The 22385-nt window shown below is 69.1% G+C and carries 17 protein-coding genes, 1 tRNA gene, 1 pseudogene and 1 riboswitch; of the genes and pseudogenes, 11 read left to right on the top strand and 8 right to left on the bottom strand.

Annotation, left to right across the window (positions count from 1 at the left end; genetic code table 11):
- Positions 1-475 precede the first annotated feature (475 nt).
- The 3 genes from mdoH to DSC_RS03655 all read left to right on the top strand — a co-directional run bounded on the left by mdoH (position 476) and on the right by DSC_RS03655 (position 3094).
- A complete protein-coding gene (gene mdoH / locus DSC_RS03645) occupies positions 476-2440 on the top strand; it encodes a glucans biosynthesis glucosyltransferase MdoH (RefSeq protein ID WP_014159779.1) in 1965 nt (654 codons plus the stop codon).
- A 62-nt stretch (positions 2441-2502) separates the two neighbouring features.
- Positions 2503-2578, top strand: a tRNA-Ile gene (locus DSC_RS03650).
- 27 nt (positions 2579-2605) lie between these two features.
- Positions 2606-3094 (top strand): GNAT family N-acetyltransferase, encoded by a 489-nt coding sequence (locus DSC_RS03655; protein WP_014159780.1) that lies wholly within the window; start codon positions 2606-2608, stop codon positions 3092-3094.
- A 151-nt stretch (positions 3095-3245) separates the two neighbouring features.
- Here DSC_RS03655 and DSC_RS03660 read toward each other — a convergent pair whose 3' ends face one another.
- From DSC_RS03660 to ahcY, 3 genes are all read right to left on the bottom strand, one after another.
- Positions 3246-3533: a hypothetical protein gene (locus DSC_RS03660; RefSeq protein ID WP_014159781.1), complete on the bottom strand. Its 288-nt coding sequence runs from the start codon at positions 3531-3533 to the stop codon at positions 3246-3248.
- Between the two features lie 404 nt (positions 3534-3937).
- Positions 3938-4339, bottom strand: a complete 402-nt coding sequence (locus DSC_RS03665) for an H-NS histone family protein (RefSeq protein WP_014159782.1) — start codon at positions 4337-4339, stop codon at positions 3938-3940.
- Between the two features lie 285 nt (positions 4340-4624).
- Entirely contained in the window at positions 4625-6067 is a 1443-nt protein-coding gene (gene ahcY, locus DSC_RS03670; protein WP_014159783.1) for an adenosylhomocysteinase, read from the bottom strand.
- A 39-nt stretch (positions 6068-6106) separates the two neighbouring features.
- Positions 6107-6198: riboswitch (S-adenosyl-L-homocysteine riboswitch) on the bottom strand.
- Between the two features lie 101 nt (positions 6199-6299).
- On the opposite strand from ahcY, the gene ppc reads away from it, so the two are divergent.
- Both ppc and DSC_RS03680 read left to right on the top strand, forming a co-directional pair.
- Complete coding sequence (gene ppc / locus DSC_RS03675; RefSeq protein ID WP_043290380.1) at positions 6300-9029, top strand: phosphoenolpyruvate carboxylase; 2730 nt, start codon at positions 6300-6302, stop codon at positions 9027-9029.
- Between the two features lie 267 nt (positions 9030-9296).
- Positions 9297-9815, top strand: a complete 519-nt coding sequence (locus DSC_RS03680; RefSeq protein WP_043290381.1) for an Hsp20/alpha crystallin family protein — start codon at positions 9297-9299, stop codon at positions 9813-9815.
- A gap of 182 nt (positions 9816-9997) precedes the next feature.
- On the opposite strand, the gene DSC_RS03685 is transcribed toward DSC_RS03680, so the two are convergent.
- Positions 9998-10825: an aldo/keto reductase gene (locus DSC_RS03685; protein ID WP_014159786.1), complete on the bottom strand. Its 828-nt coding sequence runs from the start codon at positions 10823-10825 to the stop codon at positions 9998-10000.
- A gap of 117 nt (positions 10826-10942) precedes the next feature.
- On the opposite strand from DSC_RS03685, the gene DSC_RS03690 reads away from it, so the two are divergent.
- Together DSC_RS03690 and DSC_RS03695 are read left to right on the top strand one after the other, a co-directional pair.
- Positions 10943-11974, top strand: coding sequence for an Lnb N-terminal periplasmic domain-containing protein (locus tag DSC_RS03690; RefSeq protein WP_014159787.1), 1032 nt, complete (start codon positions 10943-10945; stop codon positions 11972-11974).
- Positions 11971-13923, top strand: a complete 1953-nt coding sequence (locus DSC_RS03695) for an esterase/lipase family protein (RefSeq protein WP_014159788.1) — start codon at positions 11971-11973, stop codon at positions 13921-13923. The genes DSC_RS03690 and DSC_RS03695 overlap by 4 nt, the downstream gene beginning before the upstream one ends.
- A gap of 32 nt (positions 13924-13955) precedes the next feature.
- Here the strand turns inward: DSC_RS03695 and DSC_RS03700 are convergent, their stop codons facing one another.
- Together DSC_RS03700 and DSC_RS17505 are read right to left on the bottom strand one after the other, a co-directional pair.
- Positions 13956-15401 carry an ATP-binding cassette domain-containing protein gene (locus DSC_RS03700; protein WP_425476610.1) on the bottom strand — a complete coding sequence of 482 codons (1446 nt, stop codon included), beginning with the start codon at positions 15399-15401 and terminating at the stop codon, positions 13956-13958.
- Positions 15387-15758, bottom strand: a pseudogene (locus DSC_RS17505) (ATP-binding cassette domain-containing protein); the annotation flags it as partial. The gene DSC_RS03700 and the pseudogene DSC_RS17505, both read right to left, overlap by 15 nt.
- 147 nt (positions 15759-15905) lie before the next feature.
- Between DSC_RS17505 and DSC_RS03705 the strand changes: the two are divergent.
- A complete protein-coding gene (locus DSC_RS03705) occupies positions 15906-16424 on the top strand; it encodes a hypothetical protein (RefSeq protein ID WP_148268087.1) in 519 nt (172 codons plus the stop codon).
- Complete coding sequence (locus DSC_RS03710) at positions 16421-17743, top strand: DUF6056 family protein (RefSeq protein WP_014159791.1); 1323 nt, start codon at positions 16421-16423, stop codon at positions 17741-17743. Before DSC_RS03705 ends, DSC_RS03710 begins: the two co-directional genes overlap by 4 nt.
- A 156-nt stretch (positions 17744-17899) precedes the next feature.
- Here DSC_RS03710 and DSC_RS03715 read toward each other — a convergent pair whose 3' ends face one another.
- Positions 17900-19138: an MFS transporter gene (locus DSC_RS03715; protein ID WP_014159792.1), complete on the bottom strand. Its 1239-nt coding sequence runs from the start codon at positions 19136-19138 to the stop codon at positions 17900-17902.
- A gap of 304 nt (positions 19139-19442) precedes the next feature.
- Here DSC_RS03715 and DSC_RS03720 point away from each other — a divergent pair, with 304 nt between their 5' ends.
- Positions 19443-19784 carry an FmdB family zinc ribbon protein gene (locus DSC_RS03720; protein ID WP_014159793.1) on the top strand — a complete coding sequence of 114 codons (342 nt, stop codon included), beginning with the start codon at positions 19443-19445 and terminating at the stop codon, positions 19782-19784.
- A gap of 192 nt (positions 19785-19976) precedes the next feature.
- On the opposite strand, the gene DSC_RS03725 is transcribed toward DSC_RS03720, so the two are convergent.
- On the bottom strand, positions 19977-20453 hold the full coding sequence (locus DSC_RS03725) for a DUF3011 domain-containing protein (RefSeq protein WP_014159794.1): 477 nt from the start codon (positions 20451-20453) through the stop codon (positions 19977-19979).
- Positions 20454-20601: 148 nt separating this feature from the next.
- On the opposite strand from DSC_RS03725, the gene aspS reads away from it, so the two are divergent.
- On the top strand, positions 20602-22353 hold the full coding sequence (aspS, locus tag DSC_RS03730) for an aspartate--tRNA ligase (RefSeq protein ID WP_014159795.1): 1752 nt from the start codon (positions 20602-20604) through the stop codon (positions 22351-22353).
- Positions 22354-22385: the final 32 nt, after the last annotated feature.

Consider the following 22385-nt stretch of genomic DNA (forward strand, 5'->3'; position numbering starts at 1 on the left):
AGCAAGGCTTGCCGTCCGCACGGGCCCGCCATCGGCGGGCCTGTTGCGTGATGGCCGGCCGGTTCTGTCATCCCAGGCCATGGGCGCCACGCCCGGACGCTAACGCATCGCGCAGTAGCATCGGCAGGCGTTGCCCCCCACCTTGAGGAAAACGCGTGCGCCGATGCGAAGCCTTCACCGCCACCGCCGCCACGCCGCGGCGGCCGGTGTCCCCGACACGGCCCACCGGCCCCACTTCATCCAGGTCGTGCTGCCGCGGCCCTGAGCTGTCCACGGCGGTTGTTGCACTGCAGCTGTATTCTTGCAGCCATGCCCCCGCTGTCATTGCGTCCTTGAACCCATCCTTGAACCTGGCCCGGACGCCAGGCGCCCGCATCGCGATGCCGCGCCGGCAGCTGCCGGTGTCCTTGCCATGCGCTGTCGCCGCGGCCGCCCTTCCCCCTGTCATGGAGTACCGGCCGCCGTGCTGGACCCAATGAAGACCGTCGCGCCCATCAACGTCTGGCAGGTCGAGCCGCCCATCAGCGAAGAAGCGGTGGCCTACGAACTGATGCCGCCGCCGGCGCCGCTGCCGATGCCGCAGCAGTCGCTGCGCGCCGGCAAGCTGCAGAATCCGCCGATGCCCTCGGCGCCGCCCAACATGGTCGCGCGCCGGGTCTACATCTTCGGCGGGACCGCGGCGATCACCCTGGTGGCGCTGTACCAGATGTTCCGGGTGATGGCCACCGACGGACTGGGCGTGCTGGAGGTGGTGTTCCTCGCCCTGTTCACGCTGCTGTTCGCCTGGGTGGCGCTGTCGTTCGTCAGCGCGTTGGCCGGCTTCGTGCTGATCGTCACCAGGCGTCGGCGACGGCTGGGCCTGCGCCCGGAGGATCCGCTGCCCACCCCGAGCGTGCGCACCGCCCTGTTGATGCCCACCTACAACGAGGAGCCACAGCGGCTGATGGCCGGCCTGCAGGCGATCTACGAGTCGGTGCGCGATACCGGGCGCCTGGCGCAGTTCGACTTCTTCATCCTGTCCGACACCACCCGCGGCGCGATCCGCATGGAAGAGGTCATCGAGTTCCATCGCCTGCGCGAGCGCCTGGGCGGGGCGACCAATCTCTACTACCGCCACCGCGCCGACAACGTCGAGCGCAAGGCCGGCAATATTGCCGAGTGGGTGCGCCGGTTTGGCGCCGCCTACCCGCAGATGCTGATCCTGGACGCGGACAGCCTGATGACCGGCGATACCATCGTGCGCCTGGCCTGGGGCATGGAGCAGCACCCGGACGTGGGCCTGATCCAGTCGTTGCCGCTGATCGTCAACGGCAGCACCCTGTTCGCACGCATGCAGCAGTTTGCCGGGCGCGTGTACGGCCCGGTAGTCGCCCACGGCGTGGCCTGGTGGCACGGCACCGAGAGCAACTACTGGGGCCACAATGCGGTCATCCGCACCAAGGCCTTCGCCGACCACGCCGGCCTGCCCAAGCTGGGCGGCATCAGGCCGTTCCGGGGGCACGTGCTCAGCCATGATTTCGTCGAGGCCGCGCTGATCCGCCGCGGTGGCTGGGCCTGCCACATGACCCCGGCACTGGGCGGCAGTTTCGAGGAAGGCCCACCGTCGCTGACCGACCTGCTGGTGCGCGATCGCCGCTGGTGCCAGGGCAACATCCAGCATATCGCGGTGCTGCCCGCACGTGGCCTGCACTGGATCAGCCGCACCCATTTCATGATCGGCATCGGCCATTACTTCACCGCGCCGATGTGGGCCATGATGCTGCTGATCGGCATCGCCATCCCGCTGGAACAGGCCGGGGCGCTGGTCAGCCTGCAGGCGCTGGAGCATTTCTCGCCGATGTCCTACTGGCGATCGCTGGACCCCGAGCGCATCGTCTACGTGTTCCTTGCCACGATGTTCGCGCTGTTCGCGCCCAAGGTGATGGGTTACCTGGCCGCGCTGGCCGATCCCCAGGTGCGCCGCGGCTGCGGTGGCGCGCTGCGCATGGTCGTGAGCATCCTGGTGGAGAGCGTGCTGGCCGCGCTGATGGCGCCGATCGTGATGTACGTGCAATCGCGTGGCGTGGCCGAAGTGCTGGCCGGGCGCGACTCGGGCTGGGACGCGCAGCGCCGCGATGACGGCAGCATGCCCTGGTCCACGCTGGTGCGCCGCTACGGCGGGCTGTCGCTGTTCGGTGCGCTGATGGGCGCGGCGGCGTACTTGGTCTCGCCGGCACTGCTGGCCTGGATGTCGCCGGTGATCATCGGCCTGGTGTGCTCCATCCCGATCGTGGCGCTGACGTCCTCGCGTGGCGCCGGCCGGTTGCTGCGGCGCCTGCACCTGCTCAGCATCCCGGAAGAAACCGTGCCGCCGCCGATCCTGGTGCGCGCAGCTCGCCTGCGCCAGCGCATCGAGGCCGAAGCCGAGGCGGCCGCTGCCGCTTCAACCCCCGGCGCCTGACCGCAGCAGCAGCCTTCCACGCGCGCCAGGCGCCAGCGCCGCCGGTACAATGCGCTCCCCGCGGGCCTATAGCTCAATGGTTAGAGCAGAGGACTCATAATCCTTTGGTTCCAGGTTCGAGTCCTGGTGGGCCCACCATTCGCGCCTGCGCTACAGGTCTGATACGTGCTCGTTGTCGAGCAACTCAAATCCAGGCGGCATGACCGCGAGGGGTTTGCGTGTGGCGAGCCCACGCTGGATGCCTACCTGCGGCAGCAGGCCGCCCAGCACCATCGCGCCGGCATCAGCACCACGCACGTCCTGGTGGATGACGGCGATCCGGCCCGCATCCTCGGTTACTACAGCCTGTCCGCTGCCCAGCTTCTGCTCACTGACTTGCAGGAGGCGGATCGAAAGCGCCTGCCCATCTACCCGGCGCCGGCCATCCGCATGGGACGACTAGCCGTCTCGACCAGTGAGCAGGGCAAGGGGCATGGTGGCTACCTGCTGGCGCATGCCGTGGCGCGTAGCCTGGGGCTGCGCGACAAGCTATGTGTGCGCGTGCTGCTGGTGGATGCGCTGCACAAGGACGCGGCCGGTTTCTATCGCGCCTATGGCTTCCGCGAAGCCACGGCGAATTCGCATACGTTGTATTTGCCGTTGGGGAATGCATGAACACGTTACAGGGGCCACTGTGTCACGACTGACCGACTTGACTGCCGAGGTCCGCCTGCGGGCGGGCCGGTCGAGCGCTCTTGGCGCGGCGGCGCCACCACGGACCGGCGGCTCCCCACCCGCGATCTGCCTGGAGTGGTCGATCAGCGCCTCATGATGCAGTTGCGTGCGCAGTGACGCCCCGCGCCCTCCAGGTGATCCCGAACCGCTCCAGGACGTGGCTGAAGCGGTGCAGGGTGTACCTGGGATCGCGGGCCGGGTTGCCCATGTGCGCAACGTGGTCACCGGCGATCTGCTGACCATGCGCCAGCGCCGCCATCCGCTCCGGCGTCGCGCGGGATGAACCGCTTGCCTCCGCCCTTGGCCCTGCCCTGATCCGCAGGTAGAGCTGGGCTTGAAGTTGCTCCAACGGCAGGCCGGTTGCCTCGAACTCGACCACTTCAGCACGGCGATGATCTGGCTCTGGATAAAACCGGACTTCTTCATGGAATCCCCTCGGGTCAGGCGACGAGACAGGTCCACTTCTGGCGTCAGCTCGTGGCGGGGGACTGGATGACCTCGGATGGCGCACCCCCAGATGGCGCACCCGCCGCCGCGGGCAGGGGGCCTTGCTCTGGTCCGGCAGCTACATGGCCAGCAGCCAGGTGCGCAATGTGCTGTTCCAGCAAGCACGTCAAGCCAACCCGGCAGGTTGGAGCGGCCGAACCCCCAAAACCGGGATCGTAATCGACCCAATGGCGTTGAATACCGGGACAAGGCGGCCGTCGCGGCAGCGACCGAACACTCCAAAAGCCGCATGAATCAGGCGACAACTCCCTTGACATGCGCCGGTAGGGGCACGGCTCAGCCGGGGAACTTGGGGAACTTCTCGTCCGGATGGTTCTTCTTCCACTCGTGATAGGCAGCGGTGCCTTCCCAGGCGGAGAACGCGCGCGGCGGGCGTCCGCGGCCGCTCCAGGTCTCGCCGGTGTGCGGTAGCCAGTACTTGGGAGCCACTTGCTGGCGTGAGCCGGTGGCGGGCTTCCTGGCCTTGGCGCCGGCCACGACGTAACCGGCGATTTCCGCCTTCTGCCTGGCATTGAACTGTTCGGCGAAGTGCTTCAGCAGCGAGGTGATCTGCTCGAAGGCCTCGCTGGACTGCTGGCTGAGCAGCTCGACTTCCTGAGCCTCCAGCGCGCGCAGTTCTTCGGCCAGCTTGGCCTTGGCTTCGGCGATGGCGGCCAGGTTGGTGTTTTTCGACGTCATGGGGTTGGGATGCACCGGGATGGAATGTGGTCGCCATTCTCGGCGCTTGCGCCCACGCAGGCAATCAGGTCCCTGCAATCAAGCCCTGATCCGGCCGCGATGTGGCCTGCAGGCAACGCGGCCGGCCGTCCGACGCGCCCGTGCCCGGCCGAGGTCTTCGGCCGGGCACGGGCCTTGATGCACGCGCATCGCCCGGATGCGCAACGCGGCTTTCGGTCGCGCAACAGCAAAACGGGCGCCCCGCGGCGCCCGTTTCCTGCATCGCGGCAAGGCACCGCAGGTCGATCAGTAGCGGTAATGCTCCGGCTTGTACGGGCCGGCCACGTCCACGCCCAGGTAGTCGGCCTGCTCCCTGGTCAGGGTGGTGAGCTTGACCCCGATCTTCTCCAGATGCAGGCGCGCCACCTCCTCGTCCAGCCGCTTGGGCAGACGGTAGACGGTCTTTTCGTACACCTCGCGGTTCTGCCACAGGTCGATCTGCGCCAGGGTCTGGTTGGAGAAGCTGTTGGACATCACGAAGCTCGGGTGGCCGGTCGCGCAGCCCAGGTTGACCAGGCGGCCTTCGGCCAGCAGGAAGATCGCGTGGCCATCGGCGAACACGAACTTGTCCACCTGCGGCTTGATGTTGATGCGCTGCGCGCCGCAGGCATACAGCGCCTCGACCTGGATTTCGTTGTCGAAATGACCGATGTTGCAGACGATGGCCTGGTCCTTCATCGCCTGCATGTGCGCCAGGGTGATGATGTCCTTGTTGCCGGTGGTGGTGACGTAGATGTCGGCCTGGCCCAGGCTGTCCTCGACGGTGTTGACCTCGAAACCCTCCATCGCCGCCTGCAGCGCGCAGATCGGGTCGATCTCGGTGACGATCACGCGCGCGCCATAGGCGCGCAGCGAATGGGCCGAGCCCTTGCCCACGTCACCGTAGCCGCAGACCACGGCGACCTTGCCGGCCAGCATCACGTCCATCGCACGCTTGAGGCCATCGGCCAGCGACTCGCGGCAGCCGTAGAGGTTGTCGAACTTGGACTTGGTGACCGAGTCGTTGACGTTGATTGCCGGCACCAGCAGCTTGCCTGCTTCGGCAATCTGGTAGAGGCGATGGACGCCGGTGGTGGTTTCTTCCGAGACGCCTTTCCAGTCGGCGACCACCCGGGTCCAGTAACCCGGGCGCTCGACGGCCACGCGCTTGAGCAGGGCCTTGATCACCCCTTCCTCGTGCGAAGCGGCCGGCTCGTCGACCCACCTGGAACCATTTTCCAGCTCGTAGCCCTTGTGGATCAGCAGGGTGACATCGCCGCCGTCGTCCACCACCAGCTGCGGGCCGGTCAGGGTGCCGTCGGCCAGGGTGAAGGTCAGCGCGTCCAGGGTGCAGTCCCAGTACTCCTCCAGGCTCTCGCCCTTCCAGGCGAACACCGGCGTGCCGGTGGCGGCGATCGCCGCGGCGGCGTGGTCCTGGGTGGAGAAGATGTTGCACGAGGCCCAGCGCACGTCGGCGCCGATGTCCTTGAGCGTCTCGATCAGCACCGCGGTCTGGATGGTCATGTGCAGCGAGCCGGTCACCCGCACGCCCTTCAGCGGCAGGCTGGTGGCGTGTTTGCGGCGGATGGACATCAGCCCGGGCATCTCGTGCTCGGCGATGTCGATTTCCTTGCGGCCCCAGTCGGCCAGGGAAATGTCGGCAACCTTGTAGTCGCCGTCGGTGGAAAGGCTCTTCAGTCGTGCGTTCATGCAGTGTGCTCCGGTCAAGGGCGGGCTCTGGAAGCTCGCGGTTGCCGGGCGCCGTTGTGCGGTGTCATCGCCAAGCCTGGCCCGGGTTGCGTGCATGGCACGAAGTCAGGTCGCAGCGCCCCTTGAGCGAGGCGCGCAGTATATCGCCCCCTCAGGGCGAGGGATGAATGCGCCGGTGGCACTTGCAGTAGGCTTGAAGTCCCCTTGTGACCAGGTCAGCGTGGCTCTCGCGATGAATTCATCTGCAACTGTGTCGGCATCCTCGCCGGTTTCCGAGTACGCCGCGCCCGACCTGCCGCTGCGCGATGACGTGCGCCGGCTGGGCGCGGTGGTCGGTGACATGTTGGCCGAGCAGGTCTCGCCCGAGTTTCTGGACCGGGTCGAGGCCATCCGCACCGCCGCCATCGCCCGTCGCCAGAAAGGCGAGAGCACCCAGGGCCTGGCCCAGACCCTGGCCGGCATGCCTGCCGGCGACGCACAGGCGCTGATCCGTGCCTTCAGCGCCTACTTCCAGGTGGTCAACATCGCCGAGCGCGTGCATCGCATCCGCCGCCGCCGCGATTACCAGCGCCAGGGCGATGCGCCGCAGCCCGAAGGCCTGCATGCCAGCCTGCTCAAGCTCAGGGCGCAGGGCGTGGACCTGGCCGAAGCCAGCGCCTGGCTGGAGCGGATTGACCTGGAGCCGGTGTTCACCGCGCATCCGACCGAGGCGGTACGCCGGGCGCTGCTGGAAAAGGAACAGCTGATGGTGGCCAGCCTGGTGGCCGGACTGGACAAGGTGCGCACACCGGGCGAGGCGGCCGCCGATGCGGCGCGCTTTCGCATGGCGCTGACCGCGGCCTGGCAGACCGCCGACTCCTCGCCGGTGCGGCCGACCGTGGACGACGAGCGCGAGCATGTCGGCTTCTACCTGACCGAAGTGCTGTACCGGGTCATTCCGGTGTTCTACGAATCACTGGAGCACGCCTTCACCGCAACCTACGGCAGCGCCCCGGAGCTGCCACGCGTGTTGCGCTTCGGCACCTGGGTGGGCGGCGACATGGACGGCAACCCGAACGTGGATGCCGGCACCATTGCCGCGACCCTGCGCGCGCAGCGCCACGCGATCGTGCATCGCTATCAGGCCGAACTGAAGGCGCTGGGCAGCCTGCTCAGCCAGTCCACGCAACTGGTGCAGGTCTCGCCCGAGGTGCTCCGGCGCGTGGACCAATACCGCGCGCTGCTGCCGGAGGCGGCCGCCCGCGCCCGCCCGCGCCACGCCGACATGCCTTACCGCCTGCTGTTGGACCTGATGCGTGCGCGCCTGCACGCCACCCTGGACGAGCAGGACCGCGGCTATGCCGGGCCCGAGGCCTTCGGCCAGGACGTGGCGCTGATCCTGCACAGCCTGGAAGCCAATCGCGGCGTGCATGCCGGCTGGTTCGCGGTGCGGCGGCTGGCCTGGCGGGTGCGCACCTTCGGCTTCCATCTGGCGCGGCTGGATGTGCGCCAGGAATCGGGCGTGCATGCGCGCGCGCTCGCCGCGGCATTGGGCGATGCCGGCTTCGAGGCACGCGATGCCAGCGCGCGCGCCGCGTTGCTGCAGCCCTATGCCGCGGGCGAACAGCTCCTGCCGGCCAGCACGGAGGAGGGCAATTCGCGCCTGGACGCGGTGTTCGCCGCGTTGAGCCAGGCGCGGCGCCTGCACGGTGCCGACGCGCTGGGCGCCTACATCATCTCGATGGCGCACAGCCGCGCCGACGTGCTGACCGTGCTCGCCCTGGCCCGTCGCGGCGGGCTGGTGGACGATCAGGGCCAGGTACCGCTGGATATCGCGCCCCTGTTTGAAACCGTGGAGGACCTGCGCCACGGCCCGGAAGTGCTGCGCGAGCTGGCCACCGATCCGGTCTATCGCAGGCACCTGGCCGCGCGCGGCGACACCCAGATGGTGATGCTGGGCTATTCGGACAGCGGCAAGGACGGCGGCACGACCGCCTCGCGCTGGGGCCTGCAGCGCGGCCAGGTGGAGCTGCTGGAAACAGCGCACGCGCTGGGCATCAGGCTGACCTTCTTCCATGGCCGCGGCGGCTCGATCAGCCGCGGTGGCGGCAAGACCACCCGGGCAGTGGATGCCTCCCCGCGCGGCAGCGTCGATGGCCGCCTGCGCGTGACCGAGCAGGGCGAAGTCATCCACCGCAAGTACGGCATCCGCGCGCTGGCGGTGCGTTCGCTGGAGCAGTCGCTGGGCGCGGTGCTGGTGTCCAGCATCCGCCCACGTCCGCCCGAGCCGCGCGAGGCACAGTGGCGCAGGATCATGGACACCGTGTCCAGGGCCAGCAATCGCGCCTACCGGGACTTCGTCGGCGCGCCCGGCTTCATGGACTACTTCCGCAGCGCCACCCCGATCGACGTGATCGAACGCATGACCCTGGGCTCGCGCCCCTCGCGCCGGCTGGGCCAGGACGCGGCCCTGGACAACCTGCGTGCGATCCCGTGGGTGTTCGCCTGGAGCCAGGCGCGCGCCACCATTCCCGGCTGGTACGGCGTGGGCAGCGGCCTGGCCGCGGCAGTGGACGAGTTCGGCGAGGACGCGGTGCGCGAGATGGGCCGCGACTGGCCGTTCGTGCGCACCTTCCTGGACGACATCGCCATGGTGCTGGCCAAGGGCGACCTGGACATCGCCGCGCTGTTCTCGCAGCTGTCCGGCGAGCTGCACGGGCGGTTCTTTCCGCTGATCCAGGCCGAGCATGCGCTGACCCGGCAATGGCTGCTGCGCCTCAATGGCAGCGACACCCTGCTCCAGCACGACCAGCGCCTGGACCTGTCCATCCGCCTGCGCAACCCGTATGTGGACCCGATGAGCCTGCTGCAGGTGGACCTGCTGCGCCGCTGGCGCGCCGCCGGGCGCGAGGACGAAGGCCTGCTGCGCGCGCTGGTGGCCAGCGTCAACGGCGTTTCGCAAGGCGTGCAGAACACCGGTTGAACGCGCCCCCGGCCAGTGCCGCGTGGCCCCGGGGAAGTGGCCGCTGGAAGCGACCGCTCGCGCTGGCAGAACGTGCACCCCCGGCGTTGCACGTCGCTGTCCGAACGCTGAATCCACTCGCTGGTTGCCGGCTTGAAAATGCACTGCGTGCGCCTATCTGTGCCGTCGCCAGTCCGGTGCGCCTGGCCGCGGCGGAAGGCTTCGCCGACCAGCACGGTCGCGCGGACCGGGTCGGCATTTACCGAAACCCTTCCGGAGATGACTGTCATGAGTGTGAGTCAGTTGATTCCTTGGAACCGCAACCGCGTCGCCGCCGCCCCGCAATCGGCCTTGCGCGAAACCCAGGACCCGTTCGTGTCGCTGCATCGCGAAATGAATCGCCTGTTCGATGATCTGTTGCGGCAGGCCGACCAGTTGCTGCCCAGCCGCGCCGCGGATAACGGCAACTTCGCTTCCGGCTGGCCGAGCGTTGAGGTGGTCGAAAAGGAGCGCGAGATCGTGATCAGCGCAGAACTTCCCGGCATGCAGGACAAGGATGTCGAAGTGACCTTCGAAAATGGCGAACTGATCCTGCGCGGGGAACGTCGTGGCGCGCACGAGGACAAGGAGCGCCGCTTCAGCGAACGCTGGTACGGCCGCTTCGAGCGCCGCATCCCGCTGGAGATGGAGGTGCAGGTCGACCAGGCGCGCGCCGAGTTCCGCGATGGCGTGCTGAGCGTGACCCTGCCCAAGAGCGAGAGCGCCATTGCCACGCCGGTGCGCATCCCGGTCGGCAAGGCCGCCTGAGGCCGCCTGAGACCACGCGGCGCTGGCCGCCACGTCGTTTGATCGCCGGCGCGGGGGACCTCCCCGCGCCGGTTTTGTTTGGCTGAGCCCAACGACGCCGGCCAGCGAAGGCCCTTGCTGGCACGTGGCCAGCCGAAGGCGCCATGACGCCTCTTCCGCGCCCGTGGCGCGCCGGTTTCAGCTCAATTGAGGGTTGCCGGATCCGGACCGCGGCGCTGACCGGCATCCAGCTCGGCGATGGCGGCCATGTCCTGGTGGCTGAGCTTGAAGTCGAAGATGTCGATGTTCTCCCTGATCCGCGCCGGCGTGACCGACTTGGGGAACACCACCAGCCCCAGCTGGATGTGCCAGCGCAGGATCACCTGGGCGGCGGTCTTGCCGTGGCGCTTGCCGATGTCCTTCAGGACCGGGTGTTGCAGCAGCTCGCCGCCCTGGGCGATCGGGCTCCAGGACTCGGTCAGGATGCCGTGGGCCTGGTGGTAGTCGCGCAGGGCGCTCTGCTGCAGCAGCGGGTGCAATTCGATCTGGTTGACCGCCGGCATGACCCCGGTTTCGGCCACGATGTGCTCGATGTCCTCGATCCGGAAATTGGACACGCCGATCGACTTTGCCTTGCCCTGGTCGCGGGCCTGGATCAGCGCCTTCCAGCTGTCGATGAACCTGCCATTGGCCGGGCACGGCCAGTGGATCAGGTACAGGTCCACGTACTTCAGCCCCAGCCTGGACAGGCTGGCGTCCAGCGCCTTGAGCGCGCTGTCGTAGCCCTGGTCGGCGTTCCACAGCTTGGTGGTGATGAACAGGTCCTCGCGGGCGATGCCGGCCTGGGCGATGGCCTGGCCGACGCCTTCCTCGTTCTTGTAGATGGCGGCGGTGTCGATGTGCCGGTAGCCGGCGTCGAAGGCCGTGCGCACGGCCTGTGCGGTCTGCTCGGGCGGGGTCTGGAACACGCCCAGGCCGAACTGCGGGATGGTCCGGCCGTCGAGCATTTCCAGGAACGGGACGTTGGGCATGGAAGGCTCCGGGTGCGGTGGGTTGGGCCTTCCAGTCTAGCGGTGTGGATGTCGAAGTCCCGACAACACGCCACTGGCCGGTGGTCTTGCATGGCGCAAGGCAGGCATCATGGCCCGATGCCGTCATCGCCCGTGTCCGTTCCTGCCCGTCATGGGTCCGGCCTGCGCCGTGTCCTGACCTGGTGGCTGGTTGCGCCGCTGGCGCTGTGGGCATTGTTGGCCAGCCTGTACCTGGACCACGCGCCGGCCGCGCTGCGCGGGTCGCTGGCAGTGCTGTGGCTTGCGCTGGCCGTGGTGGTGCTGTGGCGTCGGGCCTGCCCGGATGGAAGGCGCTGGGCCTGGCTGGCACTGGCGGCGTGGCTGGTGTTCGTGGCTGGCTGGCTGCTGCAGCAGCCGCGGCAGGACCGGGACTGGGCCGATGACGTGGCCCGGCTGCTGCAGCCGCAGGTCAGCGGCACGCAGGTCGTGCTGCACAACGTGCGCAACTTCGACTGGCGCAGCGACCACGACTACAGCGCAAGGTGGGAAACCCGCCAGTACGACCTGGACCAGCTGCGCGGGGTCGACCTGGCGATGTCCTACTGGATGGGTCCGGCGATCGCCCATACGCTGCTGTCCTTCGAGTTCGCCGATGGCCAGCGCGTGGTCCTGTCGCTGGAGATCCGCAAGGAGCGCGGCGAGTCGTTCTCCGCGCTGGGCGGCTTCTTCCGCCAGTTCGAGAAGGTGCTGGTGGCCGCCGACGAGCGCGACATCCTGCGCGTGCGGACCAATGTTCGCGGCGAGGACATGCAGCTGTACCGGTTGAACATGCCGCCTGAAGCGGCGCGCGCGCTGTTCCTGGCCTATCTCGATCAGGCCGACGCCCTGCGTGCCAGGCCCGCGTTCTACAACACGCTCACCAGCAACTGCACCACGGTGGTGTTCGAGCTGGCCAGGACCCTCGATCCCGGCCTGCCGCTGGACTGGCGCCTGCTGCTGTCCGGTTACTTCGACCGCTACGTCTACGCGCTGGGCGGCCTGGCCCCTGGCCTGGATCTGGCCACGTTGCGCGACCGCGGCAACGTGACCGCCCGGGCGCGCGCGAGCCGGGACCCGGACCGGTTTTCCGAACGCATTCGCCAGGGCGTGCCCGGCGCGCGGGCGCCATGAGCAGGTGGCGCAAGGCACTGGGCTGGCTGCGGCCGCTGGCCGGGGCGGCCGTGCTGCTGGGCCTGGCTTCGTGCGCCATGGTGCAGGTGGAGGCGCGCAAGCCGGACGACTACGTCGGCCAGGTGCGTGGCGATGTGCTGACCACCGGCGCGCTGAGCCAGGCCGGGCTGGAGACCCTGCGCGTGTCGGGCCTGGAGCCGAAGCAATGCCTGCGCGCACTGCAGGCCTGCGCCAGCCAGCTGGAAGCGGTCAATGGAGTCAGTGCCGAACGGCGCATGGCGACCCTGGCGGAGATGTGGACCGGGCAGGCGTTGACGCACATGCCTGAGCGCGGGCAGACACCGGACCAAGTGGCGCTGGATGCGTGGCTGCGCGCGGCGCGCTATGCCTACGCCTACCTGTTCTTTACCGAGCGCATGCCCGGCGAACGGGCCTTCGAGAATCGCCAGACCCAGGTGCGCGACTACTACAACTACGCGGCCGAACAGGTGGGCGCAGGCCTGTTCCAGCGTGGCGAGCTGGAAGGCGCGCCGGATGGCACCGCCGGCGCGGTGCAGATCGGCCAGTGGAGCGTGCGCACGGACATGCAGGACTTCCGCCTGCCCGGCGGCATCGCCAGGCCCGATGCGCTGGTGCCGGCGGGCATGCTGCGCTTCAGCGGGCTGCTCAGCATCTACCGTCGCGACGGCTTCGGCGCCGAACTGGTGGCACGGGTGCCGCCCGGACAGGTCGGCGACCCGAGCGCGACCGGCCAGGGCCCGCTGCGCCCACGCAGCCAGCAAACGCCCGCATACAATGAAATCCCGTACGCGCCGGCCACGGTCCTGCTGGATTTCCAGGGCCAGGACCTGGGCACGGTGCTGGCCTCCAGGCAAGTGGTCCTGCACCCCTACGATCCCTATCGTGTGGAACAGGTGTCCCTGAACGGGCAGCGCGTGCCGCTGGCCGGCAACTTCACCGCCGCCTATGGGCTGTGGCTGGCCCAGTCCGGGTTCGCCCGGCAGTCGCTGCGCTCGATGCTGGGCCGCGAGAACGGCATCGAGCGCCCGCACCTGTACCTGATGCAGCGCTACGACCCCGACCGGCGCATCGTGCTGATGCTGCACGGCCTGGGCAGCAGTCCCGAGGCATGGGTGAACGTGGCCAACGAGATCATGGGCGACCAGCTGCTGCGCCAGGAGTACCAGATCTGGCAGGTCTACTACCCCACCAACGTGCCCATCGCGATCAACCGCGCGCAGATCCAGGCGCTGGTGGAACAGACCCTGCAGCACTTCGATCCGCAGGCGACCGCGCGCGCCTCGCGCGAGATGACCCTGATCGGCCACAGCATGGGCGGGGTGATCGGCCGACTGCTGGTGAGTTCGTCGGGGGATGGGCTCTGGAACCGGTTCGTGGCCGGGCGCGAGCTGGATGCCGCAAGGCGCCAGCGGGTGCGCGAGCGGCTGAAGCCGCTGCTGAATTTTTCGCCACTGCCGCAGGTGGACCGGGCCATCTTCATCGCCGCACCCATGCGTGGCACGGCGCTGGCCGGGAGCCGGCTGGGTCGCTTCCTGGGCCGCCTGGTGCGGCTGCCGGTGACCATGCTGGCGCGGTTCGGTGATGTGCTCCAGGACCTGGCCGGGCACGACGGCGCCGCAGCTGGCAAGCCAGGCGTGCCCAATGCCATCGACAACCTGCGCGACACCGATCCGTTCATCCGCGCCACCGCCGAGCTGCCGGTCGCGCCCGGCGTGCGCTACCACACCATCATCGCGCGGCGGGACCCGCAGGTGCCGCTGGAGCAATCCGACGATGGCCTGGTGCCCTACCGGAGTGCCCACCTGGACGGGGCGGAATCGGAAAAGGTCATCACCTCCTGGCACAGCGTGCAGGAGACGCCGCAGGCGATCCTCGAGATCCGCCGCATCCTGCATGCACAGCTGGCCTCGGACCAGCCGCGCCCCTGAGCAAACGGCCCGGGGGCCGGGCGCCGATGCCATCAGCCGTCCAGCTCGCTCCAGCGGGCGTAGGCGGTTTCCAGTTGGGCGTTCAACGCGGCCAGGGCTTCGTTGGCCGCGACGATGGCGGCGGCATCGCGCTGGAAGAACGCCGGCTCGCTCATCGCGGCGGTGCGCGCGGCGATGTCCGCTTCCAGCTGCTCGATGCGACCCGGCAGCTGTTCCAGCTCGCGCTGGTCCTTGAAGCCGAGTTTCTTCTTCGGTGCGGCAGCTGCGGGCGCTGCGCTGGCCGCTGCGGCATTGGCCGCGACCACCCGTTCCTGCGCGGTGCGGTCGGTGATCACCCCGGCGCTGTCAAAGCCGCTGCGCCCGCGTGGGCGCTGGCGCAGCCAGTCGTTGTAGCCGCCCACGTACTCGCCCACCCGCCCGCCGCCTTCCAGCACCAGGGTGCTGGTGACCACATTGTCGATGAAGTCGCGGTCGTGGCTGACCAGCAGCAGGGTCCCGGTGTAGTCGGCCAGCAGTTCTTCGAGCAGCTCCAGGGTCTCCACGTCCAGGTCGTTGGTCGGTTCGTCCATCACCAGCAGGTTGGACGGCTGGGCGAACAGCTTGGCCAGCAGCAGGCGGTTGCGCTCGCCGCCGGACAGGCGGGTGATCGGCGCGCGCGCACGTTCGGGCGAGAACAGAAAATCCTGCAGGTAGCCGATGATGTGCTTGCGCGCGCCATTGATCTGGACGAAGTCGCTGCCCTGGGCGACGTTTTCCAGTGCGCTGCGGGTCTGGTCCAGCTGGCTGCGGTGCTGGTCGAAGTAGGCGATCTGCAGGTTGGTGCCGGTCTGCACGCTGCCGGCATCCGGGGACAGTTCGCCCAGCAGGATCTTCAGCAGGGTGGACTTGCCCGAACCGTTGGGGCCGATGATGCCCACCCGGTCGCCGCGCATGATGTTGATCGACACATCGTCCAGCAGGACTCGCCCGGCATAGGCCTGGGTGATGTGCTCGGCGCAGATGACCTTCTTGCCGGAGGATTGCGCGGCGGAGGTTTCCATGCGCACGTTGCCGGTCAGCTCGCGGCGGGCGGCGCGCTCGCGGCGCATGGCCTTGAGCGCGGTGACGCGGCCCTCGTTGCGGGTGCGGCGGGCCTTGATGCCCTGGCGGATCCAGACTTCTTCCTGGGCCAGCAGCTTGTCGAAGCGGGCGTTCTCCTGTGCTTCGGCGTGCAGGCGTTCCTCACGGCGGCGCAGGTAGTTGTCGTAGTCGCCCGGCCAGTTGCTGACCCGGCCGCGGTCGATCTCGACGATGCGCGTGGCCAGCGCCCGCAGGAAGCTGCGGTCGTGGGTGACGAAGACCAGGCTGCCTTCGAAGGATTTCAGGAAGCCTTCGAGCCAGTCGATGGCCTCGATGTCCAGGTGGTTGGTCGGTTCGTCCAGCAGCAGGATGTCCGGGGCGCGCACCAGCGCCTGGGCCAGCAGCACCCGGCGCTTCATGCCGCCGGACAGGGCGGCGAAATCGGCTTGGCCATCCAGCTCCAGCCGGTCCAGGGTGGCCTGCACGCGCTGGTCCAGGTCCCAGGCGTTGTTGTCCTCGATCTGGGTCTGGGCCCGGCCCATGGCGTCCATGTCGCCGGCGTGCAGGGCGTGGTGGTAGTCGGCCAGCATCTGGCCGAGCGCGCCCAGGCCGGCCGCCACCACCTCGAAGATGCTGCCGGCGGTGTCCTGCGGCACTTCCTGGGCCATGCGCGCCACCACCGCGCCCGAGCGCAGGCGGATCTCGCCGTCGTCGGGGTGGATGTCGCCGGCGATCAGCTTCATCAGGGTGGACTTGCCGGCGCCGTTGCGGCCGACGATGCACACCCGCTCGCCGGGGTCGATGGACAGCTCGACCTGCTCGAGCAGCAGCGGGCCGCCGACGCTGTAGTCGACGCGCTGGAGTTGCAGTAGGGACATGCGACCATTGTAGCCGGGCCACCTGCAGCAGCGCCGGAACATCCAATGTCCGAACACCGGGATGGGGCAAGACGGTTGTCACCCTGGGCGGGCATCGGGATCGCGGCGTGCGCGGTCGGGTTCGCGCTGTTCTACCTGGGGTTGTTCCGGCGCGACAACGCGGCCCCGCCAATCGACCTGACCGGGGTCGCGCCGGCGCCGGCCGGCCAGTTCTTCTTTCACCTGGACCATTGCCGGGTGAGCGCCCACACGCTGGTGGTGCGCGGCTGGGCGGTGCGCAAGGGCCACAGCTGGCCGCTGACCCACAGCCAGGTGGTGCTGCGCCTGGCCGATGGCCGCGCGGTGGGCCTGGACACGGCCTGGCTGGGACAGCAGCTGGCGCTGGCCAGGGCGATCCACGCGCGCACCGGCGATCAGGTGGTGTATTACGCGCCGCGCTTTGCCGCCTCGCTCAACACCTCGGTGGCCCGGATCGACCCGGCCGGTGCCCGGCTGCTGCTGCTCTGGGAGCAAGGCCCGGTGCGCGCGCTGCTGCCGCTGGACTGCCCGGCGCTGGCGCGATGAAGGCGTGGCTGCGTTCCTGGCCGGCGCTGGGCTGGGCGTGGATGCTGGCCAGCATCGTCTGCATCCATGCCTTCGGCATCAGCCTGGCGCCGGTGGCCGACGATGGCTACTTCGCGCAGATGCTGTCCAGGTACACGCTGGCCCAATACCTGGATCATCGCTATCACACCTGGACCGGGCGCCTGCCGATCGAGGCGGTGCTGGTGGTGATCGTCCACCACCCCTGGCTGTGGCGGACGTGCAACAGCGCGATGCTGGTGCTGCTGTGCGTGGCCAGCGGGCGGCTGGCCCGGGTCGGGACCGAGCTGTCGCGCAGCGGGGCCACGGTGCTGGCCTTCATGCTGGTGATGTTGATGACCCCGCAGGCGATCTTCGAAGCGGCCTGGTGGCTGACCGGTTCGCTCAACTACCTGTGGCCCATCGCCCTGGGCCTGTGGAGCCTGGTGCCGCTGGTGGAAGGCGGGGCGTATCGCTGGCCGCAGCGGCTGGGTTTCGTGCTGGCCGCGGCCTGGGCAGCCTACTGCGACCAGCTGGCGCTGGTGCTGGTGCCGCTGAGCCTGGGCCTGCTGGCCTGGCGTGGCTGGCAGCGCCGCGCCACTGGCTGGGATGTGGTCCAGGCGGTGGTGCTGTGCGCCAACGCGGCCGTTGCGTTGGGTGCGCCGGGCAACACGCGCCGCTTCCTGGAAGAGCAGGGCATGCGCTTTCCCAACTTCGCCGACCAGGACGTGCTGGAGAAACTGCGCATCGGCCTGGGCCTGATTGCGCGCGCGCTGGCCGACCCACGTGCCTATCTGGTCGGCGTGGTCGCCGCGTTGGCCCTGTTGCTGCTGTGGCCCAGCCCGCTGTCGCGGCTGGTCAAGACCGTGCTGGGGGTGGTGCTGGCGGCGCTGCTGGTGCAGCTGGTGTTGTTCGTGCCCGGCGTGCCCGGCGATCCGCTGCAGCTGTGGCTGCCCAGGCGCCTGGACGGCGATGCGGTTGCCTTCGGCCGGCATTACCTGCTGTCGGCGTGGCTGGCCTTCAGCGCCGGCTGCCTGGTGATCGCCAGCGCGTGCTGTTTCTGGCCGCGGCCGGGCGAGGTGCTGCGCATGCTCGGGGTGCTGCTGTTGGGCCTGGCATCGCTGGGGATGATGGGCTTCTCGCCGACCGCGTATCTGTCGGGCATGCGCATCGCGTTCCTGTGCCTGCTGTGCCTTGCCATCGTCGGGGTGCGCCTGCTGGCGCGCGTGCCGCAGGTGTACGGCCCGCGCATGCAGCAAGGCGTGGTCGGGCTGGTGGCGGCGCTGGCGTGCTGGCGGATCGCCTTCAGCGCGTTGCTCTGACCGTCGCCGGGCCATGCAGGCGGCCACCCTGGCGCGCCCCAGCAGCGCGTGACGGTTCCCCCTCAAGCCTGTCGCTGCCAACTGGTGCTTTCGCAGGTGCCGCGCGCCCCGGCTCGCGGTGGAGCGAGGTGAGGCGTTTTCCGGATGTGGTGCAGGTCAGTCGGGAGAATCCGCCGGGGGATGGGAAGGTTCGGTCTCGGGCATCAGTTCCAGCGCTGAGGGGGTGGTGCGCAGCATTGGCCGGAACGGCGCGGCGAAGGTGCGTTCGCGGCGGAAACGCAGCCGCACAAACAGATAGCCGGCCAGCGCGACCAGCATCACCGCGAAGTACACCGGCAAGGCCGACGGGCCGAACCGGTGCATTGCCCCGCCGGCCAGTGCCGGGCCGATCGCCGAGCCGACACCATTGACCAGCAGCAGGCTGGAGCAGCCCGAGAGCAGGTGCTCGCGCGGCAGGTAATCGAGCATGTGCGCCACCGCGAACGGGTACAGCGAGAAGCTCAGCCCGCCGAACAGGAAGAACAAGCCGAACAACACCCGGTGGTTGGCCTGCACTGCCGGCAGCAGCATCGCCAGGGCCACACCGGCCGCGGCCAGCGCGGTGATGGCCAGCGCCAGGCGCCGGTCGTGACCGTTGCTGATCCGGCCGATCGGCACTTGCAGCAGTGCGCCACCGGCAATGGCGGCCAGCATGAACAGGGCCACGCCCCGCGTATCCAGGCCGATGCGCCCGGCGTAGACCGGCGACAGACCCCAGAATGCGCCCATCGCCAGCCCCGACAATCCAGCGCCTACCGTGGCCGCCGGTGCCAGCGCATACAGGTGCCTGAGGCTGAAGCGGGTCAGCGAGGGGATCTCCGGCTGCACCAGCCAGGTGGCCGAGACCGGCATCACCGAGGCACAGATCAGGATCGCGGTCAGGTTGAACAGGGTGGCCAGTTCCATGCCGCCCCAGCCCAGCAGAAGCTGGCCCAGGGCCAGCCCCGACAGGTTGATCATCATGTAGACCGAGAACACCTTGGCGCGGGTGCCCGCGTCGGGCTCGGTGTTGAGCCAGCTTTCGATGGTGGTGTACAGCCCCACCAGGGCCACCCCGGTCACCAGCCGCAGCAGGCCCCACGCCCAGGGGTTGACCCAGATTGGATGCAGCAGGATCGCGATCGCCGCCAGGGCGGCAAAGAACGCAAAGGCGCGGATATGGCCGATCCGGCCAATCATCGGCGGGCCCAGGAAGGTGCCGAAGAAGAACCCGGCAAAGTAGCCGGACATCACCAGGCCCAGGGTCCGGTCATCGAAGCCGGCCTGCGCCCCACGCACCGCCAGCAGGGTGCCGAGCAGCCCGCTGCCGGTCAGCAGCAGGGCAACGCCGAGCAGGAGTGAAGTGAGCCGCAGCATCAGCGCGACCTTCTTGGGGAAGGGGAGCTGGTCACCAATGAAATCATAACATATTGATTCATTTAGGGAAAATCTCGTCGTGGAAAAGTGGGGGTTGGATCGGCCGCAAAGCCCGCTGCGGCAGGCGTTCAAGGCCGCTGCCGGGGGACCTGGCTGCGGCGCGTCTGGACCCGCGCCATGCCTGGCCATACTGCGCCGCAACATCACGCTGCCGCATGTGCCGGGTCGGAACGCGCACCGCTTGATTCGCAGACCGCCAGCCCCCACCGTGGCGACCCCGCACATCGCCTGAGCAACGCACGCCATGCCGATCTACGCCTTCGAATGCAGCACCTGCGGCCACCACTTCGACAAGCTGCAGAAACTGTCCGACGCCGACCCCGCCACCTGCCCCAGCTGCGGTGCCGCCACGGTCAGGCGCCAGGTCACCGCGCCCTCGTTCCGGCTGGCCGGCGGCGGCTGGTACGAGACCGACTTCAAGAAGGACGGGGACAAGAAGCGCAACCTGGTCGAAGGCGGCTCCGGCGGCGAGTCCAAGCCGGCCGCCAGCGACAGCAAGCCCGCGCCGGCGGCCAGTGACAGCAAGCCCGCACCGGCGGCCAGCGCCAGCGCGCCCAAGTCCGGTGCCAGCGGCAGTCCCGACTGAAGCGGCGCCGGCCTGCCGCCGGAAGCTGGCAAACAGCGACCGCGGCACGCTCGCGGTCCGGTGGGCGCGCCCGGCAGTTGCCCGCGCGCCCGGCGCTGCCGGTCTGCCCGGATCGGCCGTGTTGGCAGCGGTGAGCGGTGACCGGCGCCGGTCAGGGCGCCATTGCGGGCACTGCCAGGGCCAGCGGCCGTGTCAGTGGCCGCCGCCGCGATCTTCGGCGAACTCGCCCCGGCAGCCCTGGCTGACCCAGATGCTGCTGCCGCGCTGGCCCCAACTGCGGCCTTCCACGCAGCGGCTGTCGGACAGCTGACGCACCAGCACGGCCCGGCCGCGGAAGCCGGCGGCGCACTCGCGGGTGCGGTCGTCCGTGCTTTCGCAGCGGATCGTGCGGCCCTTGCCGGCGCCGCCGGGACCGGCGTGCCAGCTGGGGACAAAGCGCCCCCGGCAGCCCTGGTCGACCCAGATCATGCCCTTGCGCGTGCCCCAGGTGCGGCCTTCGATACAGGGCGCATCGGACAGGGCCCGGTCCAGGCGGGCGCGGCCCTCAAAGCCCCGGCATTCCCGGTACCTGTTGTCACGGCTTTCGCAGGTCACCGCGTCCTGGGCGCGGGCCGGCCCGGCTGCATGCAGTCCCAGGGCCAACAGGACGACCGCAAACACTCGCAACATGGCACGGCTCCGGCGGGATCGAGGTGGGGCGGACTATATACGCGCAACGGTCGCGTTCGCCGAAAGGGCGGGCATTTGCCGCACCGCGGCGGCGGCCGCAAAATAGCCGGCTTTGCGGCCGCTCCTTCGCGGCCAGCCTGGAGTTGCAATGCGTACCCACTTCTGCGGCCTGGTCGATGAGACCCTGATCGGCCAGACCGTCACCCTGGCCGGCTGGACCGATGTGGCCCGTAACCAGGGCGGGGTCTGCTTCATCGACCTGCGCGACCACGAGGGCATCGTGCAGGTGACGGTGGAGCTGGACAACGCGCAGGTCTTCGCCATCGCCGCCTCGCTGGGCTATGAGGACGTGCTGCAGGTCGAGGGCGTGGTCCGCGCCCGCCATGCGGTCAACGACAGGCTCAGGACCGGCAAGGTCGAGGTGATCGCCAGCGCGATCACCGTGCTCAACAAGGCCGCGCCGCTGCCGTTCCATGCGCACGAGAACCCGGGCGAGGAAACGCGCCTGAAGTACCGGTATCTGGATCTGCGCCGCCCGCAGATGCAGCGCATGCAGCGCACCCGGATCAGGCTGGTGCAGGCGCTGCGCCGGTATCTGGACGCGCGCGGCTTCCAGGACATCGAGACCCCGATCCTGACCAAGGCCACCCCGGAGGGCGCGCGCGACTTCCTGGTGCCGGCGCGCATGCATCCGGGCGAGTTCTACGCCCTGCCGCAGAGCCCGCAGCTGTTCAAGCAGATCCTGATGGTGGCCGGCTTCGACCGCTACTACCAGATCGCGCGCTGCTTCCGCGACGAGGCCCTGCGCGCCGACCGCCAGCTGGAATTCACCCAGCTGGACATGGAGTTTGCCTTCGTGGGCGAGCGCGACGTGCAGGATTTCGTCGAGCAGATGATCCGGGCGATCTTCGCCGAGGTGATCGACGTGGAGCTGGCCGCGCCATTCCCGCGCATGAGCTGGGCCGAGGCGATGCGCCGCTACGGTTCGGACAAGCCGGACCTGCGCATCGACCTGGAACTGGTCGATGTGGCCGAGCTGGTCAAGGACTGCGGATTTGCCGTGTTCACGGCCGCCGCCCACGATGCCGAAGGCCGCGTGGCCGCGCTGCGCATTCCTGGTGGCGCCTCGCTCTCGCGCAAGCAGATCGACGAGTACGCCGCCCACGCGGCCAAGTACGGCAGCAAGGGCCTGGCCTACATCAAGCTCAGCGAGGCCGGCGAAGTCGCTTCGCCGATCGCCAAGTTTTTTGCCCAGGAGCGACTGGCCGCGCTGATCGCCCACGTCGGCGCCGGCAACGGCGACATCGTGTTCTTCGGCGCCGGTGGCTACAACACGGTCTGCGACTTCATGGGCGCGGTGCGCCTGAAGGCGGGCAAGGACTTCGGTCTTGTGTCCGATGGCTGGCGGCCGCTGTGGGTCACCGACTTCCCGATGTTCGAGTGGGACGAGCAGGCCCAGCGTTTCGTCGCCCTGCATCACCCCTTCACCGCGCCGGCGGTGGACGACATCGCCCAGCTGCGTGCGCACGCCAGGACCGCGGTCTCGCGCGGCTACGACATGGTCCTCAATGGCAACGAGATTGGCGGCGGTTCGATCCGCATCCACCGCCCGGACATGCAGAGCGCGGTGTTCGAGCTGCTGGGCATCGGCCAGCAGGAAGCCCGCGCCAAGTTCGGCTTCCTGCTCGATGCGCTGAACTACGGCGCGCCGCCGCATGGCGGCATCGCTTTCGGCATCGACCGCATCGCCGCACTGATGGCCGGTACCGACTCGATCCGCGACGTGATCCCCTTCCCCAAGACCACCGGCGCCCAGGACCTGATGACCGACGCCCCCTCGCCGATCCCCGACGAGCAGCTGGCCGAACTGCACGTCCAGGTGCGTGGCGGCGAGAAGTGAGCGAGGGGGGCGAGAAGTGAGCAGAGCGCCAG

The sequence above is a fragment of the Pseudoxanthomonas spadix BD-a59 genome, from assembly GCF_000233915.3.
Lineage (GTDB): Bacteria > Pseudomonadota > Gammaproteobacteria > Xanthomonadales > Xanthomonadaceae > Pseudoxanthomonas_A > Pseudoxanthomonas_A spadix.